General features: G+C 65.2%; 12 protein-coding genes. 1 reads left to right on the top strand and 11 read right to left on the bottom strand.

The genetic code is table 11. The features are described 5' to 3' along the window. Window positions 1-180 precede the first annotated feature (180 nt). The 11 genes from K408_RS0136565 to K408_RS0136520 form a co-directional block, all read right to left on the bottom strand. Window positions 181-528 carry a DUF736 domain-containing protein gene (locus K408_RS0136565; RefSeq protein WP_006022602.1) on the bottom strand — a complete coding sequence of 116 codons (348 nt, stop codon included), beginning with the start codon at window positions 526-528 and terminating at the stop codon, window positions 181-183. Window positions 529-598: 70 nt separating this feature from the next. Then, window positions 599-1,144 (bottom strand): S26 family signal peptidase, encoded by a 546-nt coding sequence (locus tag K408_RS0136560; protein ID WP_006022603.1) that lies wholly within the window; start codon window positions 1,142-1,144, stop codon window positions 599-601. Then, window positions 1,141-1,662, bottom strand: a complete 522-nt coding sequence (locus K408_RS0136555; RefSeq protein WP_006022604.1) for a DUF2840 domain-containing protein — start codon at window positions 1,660-1,662, stop codon at window positions 1,141-1,143. Before K408_RS0136555 ends, K408_RS0136560 begins: the two co-directional genes overlap by 4 nt. Continuing rightward, a complete protein-coding gene (locus K408_RS0136550; RefSeq protein ID WP_006022605.1) occupies window positions 1,659-1,913 on the bottom strand; it encodes a hypothetical protein in 255 nt (84 codons plus the stop codon). The genes K408_RS0136555 and K408_RS0136550 overlap by 4 nt, the downstream gene beginning before the upstream one ends. Then, window positions 1,910-2,548, bottom strand: a complete 639-nt coding sequence (parA, locus tag K408_RS0136545; protein WP_006022606.1) for a ParA family partition ATPase — start codon at window positions 2,546-2,548, stop codon at window positions 1,910-1,912. The genes K408_RS0136550 and parA overlap by 4 nt, the downstream gene beginning before the upstream one ends. Then, complete coding sequence (locus tag K408_RS0136540) at window positions 2,545-3,705, bottom strand: replication initiator protein A (protein WP_006022607.1); 1,161 nt, start codon at window positions 3,703-3,705, stop codon at window positions 2,545-2,547. The genes parA and K408_RS0136540 overlap by 4 nt, the downstream gene beginning before the upstream one ends. 18 nt (window positions 3,706-3,723) lie before the next feature. Beyond that, entirely contained in the window at window positions 3,724-4,005 is a 282-nt protein-coding gene (locus K408_RS0136535) for a helix-turn-helix transcriptional regulator (RefSeq protein WP_006022608.1), read from the bottom strand. A 139-nt stretch (window positions 4,006-4,144) separates the two neighbouring features. Beyond that, the gene (locus K408_RS0136530) at window positions 4,145-4,711 is read right to left on the bottom strand and encodes a DUF2285 domain-containing protein (RefSeq protein ID WP_024343456.1); all 567 of its coding nucleotides are present in this window, start codon (window positions 4,709-4,711) and stop codon (window positions 4,145-4,147) included. Then, complete coding sequence (locus K408_RS43845) at window positions 4,611-4,919, bottom strand: transcriptional regulator domain-containing protein (RefSeq protein WP_006022609.1); 309 nt, start codon at window positions 4,917-4,919, stop codon at window positions 4,611-4,613. The genes K408_RS0136530 and K408_RS43845 overlap by 101 nt, the downstream gene beginning before the upstream one ends. A 111-nt stretch (window positions 4,920-5,030) precedes the next feature. Beyond that, window positions 5,031-5,297: a DNA -binding domain-containing protein gene (locus K408_RS0136525; RefSeq protein ID WP_024343455.1), complete on the bottom strand. Its 267-nt coding sequence runs from the start codon at window positions 5,295-5,297 to the stop codon at window positions 5,031-5,033. Between the two features lie 101 nt (window positions 5,298-5,398). Beyond that, complete coding sequence (locus K408_RS0136520; protein WP_006022611.1) at window positions 5,399-5,653, bottom strand: helix-turn-helix domain-containing protein; 255 nt, start codon at window positions 5,651-5,653, stop codon at window positions 5,399-5,401. A gap of 155 nt (window positions 5,654-5,808) precedes the next feature. Here K408_RS0136520 and K408_RS0136515 point away from each other — a divergent pair, with 155 nt between their 5' ends. After that, complete coding sequence (locus K408_RS0136515) at window positions 5,809-6,027, top strand: helix-turn-helix domain-containing protein (protein WP_024343470.1); 219 nt, start codon at window positions 5,809-5,811, stop codon at window positions 6,025-6,027. Window positions 6,028-6,031: the final 4 nt, after the last annotated feature.

The following is a 6,031-nucleotide window of genomic DNA, read 5'->3' as shown; positions in this document are numbered from 1 at the left end:
ATCGCCATAGGGATCGCGTGGCGACGGTCGATCGGCGCCCAAGTCCTGCGCCATCGTGATCGCCGGCATGATGCTCGCGAGGCTAAGGCCGGAAAGGAGGAGGAGAGCCATGCGCCGGGCAGCGCAGCGCGGCCCGGACGCAATCGAACGGCTCCTCGGTTGACGAGAGCCAAGCATCGCTCAGTCCTTCTCGCCGCGATCGCGCGGACGCGACCAATGCAGCGACCAGGCCGAGCCGCCATCGTCGTCGCGGAACATGTTGGCGCGGATCGGGTGCGGGAATGTCGGATCGTCGATCAGCAGCGCGACGTATTCGCCGGCCTTCTCTCCGGAGCGTTTCCATCCGGCGCCGATCTCCGCGCCCGGCTCATTGTTCATGCCGTCGAAGACATGCACGCGATACTGCGGTGCGTTCTCAACCTCGGTCGGTTCGGCTGCGATGATTATGACGTCCTGGTTCAAAACCAGCGTCGTCAGATGCCCGACGAAGCCGGTCTCGTCGCGCGTGAATTCGCCAATCTGGGGCATGTCAGTCTCCTTCGCGGTGGGGATTGGGACAGCCATCGGCGAGCACCGCTCCCGCCGAATGGGAAGGCGGTCAGCGTGTCGGCGCACGCCATTCGAAGCGGCCGGTGCCGTCTTCATCGGTCCACAGTGGGACGGCACGGCCGATGATCTGGTCGGTCGAGATCAGGCCGAAGTAGCGGCCGTCGAGGCTGTCGCGGACCTGCCAGTTCATGAGGAAGACTTCGCCAGTCTGGACCCGGCGGCAGCCTTGCCAGACGGGAAGATCGCGGCCTGCGCGATCGCGCTCCAGTGCCGCACCGACCTCCACACCATCGACGGTGATAGTGAGGTTCGAACGGCAAACGGTCTGCCCGGAGACGGCGAGGATGCGCTTCATCAGCGGCACGCCCTTGGGCAGGTAGCCGCGCTCGGCGAGGAATGTCGCGAGCGGCTCGGGCGCATCGACCGCAACGAGATCGGTAACGTCGAGCGGCCCGTCGAAGTCGATCGAATAGAACCCGATGGGCGCGCTCGCCGATGCGTTCCAGATCAGCTTGATGGGCATCGGCGTGAGGCCGGGATAGCCGACGCTGAGCGCGGCGAGCGTCGTCGCCAGGAGAAGTCCGGCGCGGCTCACGACTCGGCCTTTCGGCGCAGCAGGAATGCGCGATGATGGTCGAGCGTGTAGGTGCGCGGCTCGTGTCCAGCAGCGAGCCGGTTGTGGACGTGACGCCAATGATCGGGCGAAACCGCTTCGGGATCGATGCCGATGCGCTCGATGGCGTCGATCGCCTGCAGCACGCGCTCGACCCTGGGCCAGCTCTCGACCTTCAGCAGGATTTCGCCGCCAGGACGAACGAAAGGCAGCGTCTGGTACGTCTCGCCGCGCGCAACCGAGCGCACGACGTCGATGCGCGAGATGATCGTTCCGAAGTCATTCGAGGCCCAGCGCACGAAGGCGAAGACCGCGCCGGGGCGAAAAGACAGGACACGCCGACGGCGATCGAGAATCTGTTCGTGGGCGTGCGTGCCGAAGCGGATCCAGTTCTCGATCTTCTTCTCAACCCAGGTCAGTTCGACATGGGTGAGATTGTCTTGGTGGCGTGCGGTCGGCGTCGGGCCGCCGCGCGCGCGGGGGGCCGCGGCGCCGGTCATGAGGGGTCTCCTTCGATGTGTGGGAATTCGCGCGCGAGCATCTCGCGCAGCATGTCGGCAACGGTAACGCCGCGCCGGAAGGCAGCGATCTTGATCCGTCCACGTAAGGCGGGCGTGACGTCGATCGTCATGCGGGCGGTGAAGGCTTCATCGTCCGGCGCGCGCGGCGCGGTGGCATCTGCGGCCTTGATCCAGGCCTCTTGATTGGTCGGACGTGCCGCAAAGCCGCGCCGTTCGGATCGCTCGCTCATGGTGAGATCCTTTCGAGCTCGGTGACGAGCGCCGCGATCTCGCGCGCGGCGGGTCCGTCGTCGTCGATCTCGAAAGCGAGCCGGCCCGATTGCGCGGCGTCGGCGTAGATGACGCGCTGTCCGATCGCCGTGCGCAGCACTGGCGGATCGTGGTCGGCGAGCGTCTCGGCCGTCTCGCGGGCGATCACGGTGCGCGCGCCGCAGCGATTGAGGACGAAGCGAGCGCGAAGCTCCGGCCGATAGATGCGCGCCTCCGACAGGAGCGCCAGCATCTCGGCCGAGGCCCAACCATCGAGCGGCGACGGCTGCACGGGGATCAGCACGAGGTCGGCGGCGAGCAGCGCGGATCGCATCAGCCCGGCGACGCGCGGCGGCCCGTCGATCACCACATGATCGACATCGCGCGCCAGCTCGGGCGCCTCACGGTGGAGCGTGTCGCGCGCCAGGCCGACGACGCCGAACAGGCGCGGCGCGTGCTCGCGGGCGCGTTGCTGCGACCAGTCGAGCGCCGAACCCTGGGGGTCCGCATCGACGAGCGTGACCCGCTTTCCCCTACCGGCCCATTCGCCGGCTAGGTGCAGCGCCAGCGTCGTCTTGCCGACGCCGCCCTTCTGGTTGAGGAAGGCCACGATCATCGGCGGCCTCCCGGGCGTGGACCGAAGGGAAGCTGCGGAGGGCCGGAGGTCCCGTTTCTCGCCGCGCCAGCGTTGGTAAGAGCGGCGCTGCTGGTGCGCCGCTTGCCAGCGGCGCTTAGCGCGTTCGCGGCCTGCCGGACGAGGTTTTCCACCTCTCGCGCGCGCTCTTCAAAGTTAGATTCTCTGTTAGATTCTAAGTTAGCGAGGCGATTTTCGGTTCTGCTGTCGTGGGTTAGGCCGTGTTTCGGTTCCCGTTGGCACGAGGGGCCGGTTCCTGATGGCACGCGCTTTCGGGTTCCCGATGGCACGAAGCCTTTCACAGCTTTTCCACAGGGCGGCGTCCGCTCGAAAGCGAGCAACGTTCGGCCGCCGGCCTCGATCTCGAGGAACAGCGTGTAGCCGGGAAGCGGCTGGCGACGGATGATGTCGCGCAGCTCGAAGGCGAAGCGTTTGTACGGTGACAACGCGCCGGATTTCTGGTGGAGGTGGCGAAAGTCGAATCGCCAGCCATTGCGCTGGCGCCCGCCGTGCTTGCGCACCAGGCGATAGAGCCAGCGATCGAGCCCGCCTGTGAGATCGAAATAGGCCCGGTCGATCGTCAGCACGAGCGCATCGTCGAGAACGGCCTGATAAAACCAGTCCGGGACGATCATCTCGATCCCGTCCGGCTTGCCGTTGCGGTTGGTGCGCTCCTTCCACTCGTTGATCCACGAGAAGCGATGACGCCGGCCCTCGGCGGATTGGCGGATCGAGGTGCAGACCGTCGTGGATTGCAGACGATCGAGCGCGGCCTTCAAGCGCTGATAGTCGCGTAAGGACGTGCCGCGGCCGATGAATTTGAGAATTTCATAGGGCGTGGCGACCATCAGGCGCGACGTGCGCAGGCCGGCGTCACGCGCCTCGACGATCTGGCTCGCCGCCCAGATCAGGATGTCGGCGTCCCAAATGGTCGCCATGCCGTGATCGGGCACGGCCTCGACGCGGATCGACACATTGCCGGCGGCGAAGTCGATCGGCGCGACGCGGTGCGATTTGGAGAGGGAGAAAAACGGATAGGCCATGAGATCCTGTGCGTCTCGTGCTGCGAACTCGCCGGGGAGCGCACGGAACAGATCGAGCTGCCCGCGCTCCGAGAGGGACTGGTGTCGCGCCGCCATTCGGGAATCCGGGGGCGATCAGCGCGCGTATCGTCCGGCATGTGCCGGCGGCGCAGGCGTATGGCGCTTGGCCGGAAGCACGCTGCCGCGCGGATCGGAGGTGGAGGTGACGGCGCCGCGCTCGGCCCAGGCCTCAAGATCGTCGACCGCATAAACGACGCGACCGCCGAGCTTGCGATAGGCCGGACCCGTTCCGTAAGTCCGATGCTTTTCGAGGGTGCGGGCCGATAGGCTGAGGAATTCGGCGGCTTCCTTGGTGCGCAGGTAGCGCGGCGGGAGAACGGCGAGATCAGGTCGCATGGGAGGGCCTCCGTGGGTTCGTTGGGGCCGCCGGGAAGCGGCGGGTAACGAAGGCCACGTTGGCGAAGCAGGGCCGGCGAGATGCAGGGCGAATTCAGGGGGGCCTAAATTCGCCCACCAAGAGTCGGATGGAGATCGGCTAAAGTTGCCGCCGATGACGAAGCAACGTGCGATACCCACCCACCATCATCGCGCGGGCATCTCGAAGCAGGGCTTTGGTGGCGTGGCGGGCGGAAGATGCCTGCCAGTCGTCGCGACCGAGAGCGCCGATCCGAAATATGACCTGCGCAATTTCTTGCTGGGTCGCGCCCGCGCGATGACCGTCGAAGGCCTGCAGCATCCGGCACAGCCGAGCACGTTGCTGCCGTGTCAGTCGGGTGTCGGGCGGTATGGCGCGGCCATGGAGGGCGGAGAGCAAGCGGGCGACCGATTGGAGCCGGTCGAAGCCTTCCAGGCCGAGCGGGATGAAGGCGCCAAGAGATTTGGCGGGTCGTGTCTCGGACGGATGAACAAGCGCTACGCGCTGACCGTTTCCGAGATCGAGAACCAGACGGGTCTCGCTGCCGACATCGACGCTTACGGCGGCGTCGATCGTCGGTTGGGGATCAGCGCTTGCGGACGGAATATCCGGAGGTGGGCCAAGAACGATGGCGCTTGTGTCTTCCTGGGGAAGCCAGATCACCTGCGCTTCGGGAGGTGCCTGCATCGGGTCTACGGGGAAATCGCAACCCCCACCGCTGCCCGATCCCGTCGGTCAGCGTGCGCAGATCACTTTCGCTGTCGCCGAGCGCTTGAAAATCCCTGTCGTAGGTTTCGTTGCGGCGCAGCCATTCCCACGCGACGTCGGACGCGGTCATGTCGGCGACGTGCGCATAGCGTTCCGATGAACGCCAGCCGGAAGCATCTGGTGTCATCGCGATCCTCCCTAGTCTTTGAATTTGTGGGAGAGTCAGGATTCCCGGCTGGGTTGTTCAGTGGAAGTCAGAGGGCCGGCAAAGGGTGGTGCCGAAACGGCATCGCGGCGATCACTGTGCGGAGCGGACCAAGTCTCGATAGCCGTGCTCGGTCATCCACTGCGCGCGGGCGAGATGCGTGTCATGGACCTGGCGGCACCGCTGCGGCTCACGTGCCGTATCGAGGCCAAAGAGAATCTGGACGGCTTCGCGCCAATCAGCTCCGTCGCGCGAGGAATCGAGCAGGCGCAGATAGAGAACCATATGCTCGCGGTCATAGGCCGTGAGGGTCTGGCTGATCGGAGGCGCATCGAGAAACGGCGGCATCGCGGATTCCATCAGGCGACTATATTCGCGCGGAAAGCATTCGTTAACACTCGTGCCCGGCATTACTGTGACAACGTGCGATGGATGGTGTGCGCCACGCGATCACGGCGCTGCTAACGCCTCGTCGGCCGGTCGTCCCGCTCATGGAGCAGCAGCACTCCTTCGCCCTTGTCGGTGGAAAGCAGGACGATACCGGCTGTTTCAAGCGCCCTTCGCACCTGATCGCGCGTCGACTCGTACACCTCTAATCCACTTTCGGACTCAAGGCGCTTGAGCGCGGTTAGCGATGTCCGGGCCTTGTCAGCGAGCGTCTCCTGTGTCCACCCCAGCAACGCGCGTGCGGCCCGCGATTGTCGGGCGGTGATCATGCATGATCACCTCCCACCGACGGACACACGCTTGCCAGAACTACGACTTCTCTATTCGGGCCAATCGGATAGCGAGGCTTCCCGCGCGCTCCGCTGGCTCATTTACATACTATAGTTGATAAACTCAAAGTATGTAAATCACGATCCTCCTGCGCATGGATATGCGCAAATTGGTCGGCCGGAACTTCGCCCGCCTGCGTCGGGAGAAAGGCCTGACCCAGGAAGAGGTCGAAGCGCGCTCCGGTTTCAGTCAACAGTATCTCAGCAGCCTTGAACGCGGCCGGAGGAACCCGACCGTGATCACGCTTTATGAATTGGCTCAGGCCCTCGGCGTCAGCCACATGGAATTGGTCCGGCCCGACGATCAGCTTTGAGCCG

It is taken from the genome of Bradyrhizobium sp. in8p8 (genome assembly GCF_000426845.1).
GTDB classification, from domain to species: domain Bacteria; phylum Pseudomonadota; class Alphaproteobacteria; order Rhizobiales; family Xanthobacteraceae; genus Bradyrhizobium; species Bradyrhizobium japonicum_C.
The sequence above is the reverse complement of the archived record's forward strand: the minus strand, read 5'-3'. Positions and strand labels throughout refer to the sequence as shown.

Coding starts and splice junctions, on each gene's coding strand:
- parA (WP_006022606.1), bottom strand. CDS start 2,548: ATGATCGTGGCCTTCCTCAACCAGAAGGGCGGCGTCGGCAAGACGACG.
- K408_RS0136555 (WP_006022604.1), bottom strand. CDS start 1,662: ATGACCGGCGCCGCGGCCCCCCGCGCGCGCGGCGGCCCGACGCCGACC.
- K408_RS0136525 (WP_024343455.1), bottom strand. CDS start 5,297: ATGGAATCCGCGATGCCGCCGTTTCTCGATGCGCCTCCGATCAGCCAG.
- K408_RS0136565 (WP_006022602.1), bottom strand. CDS start 528: ATGCCCCAGATTGGCGAATTCACGCGCGACGAGACCGGCTTCGTCGGG.
- K408_RS0136520 (WP_006022611.1), bottom strand. CDS start 5,653: ATGATCACCGCCCGACAATCGCGGGCCGCACGCGCGTTGCTGGGGTGG.
- K408_RS0136515 (WP_024343470.1), top strand. CDS start 5,809: ATGGATATGCGCAAATTGGTCGGCCGGAACTTCGCCCGCCTGCGTCGG.
- K408_RS0136550 (WP_006022605.1), bottom strand. CDS start 1,913: ATGAGCGAGCGATCCGAACGGCGCGGCTTTGCGGCACGTCCGACCAAT.
- K408_RS43845 (WP_006022609.1), bottom strand. CDS start 4,919: ATGACACCAGATGCTTCCGGCTGGCGTTCATCGGAACGCTATGCGCAC.
- K408_RS0136540 (WP_006022607.1), bottom strand. CDS start 3,705: ATGGCGGCGCGACACCAGTCCCTCTCGGAGCGCGGGCAGCTCGATCTG.
- K408_RS0136535 (WP_006022608.1), bottom strand. CDS start 4,005: ATGCGACCTGATCTCGCCGTTCTCCCGCCGCGCTACCTGCGCACCAAG.
- K408_RS0136530 (WP_024343456.1), bottom strand. CDS start 4,711: ATGCAGGCACCTCCCGAAGCGCAGGTGATCTGGCTTCCCCAGGAAGAC.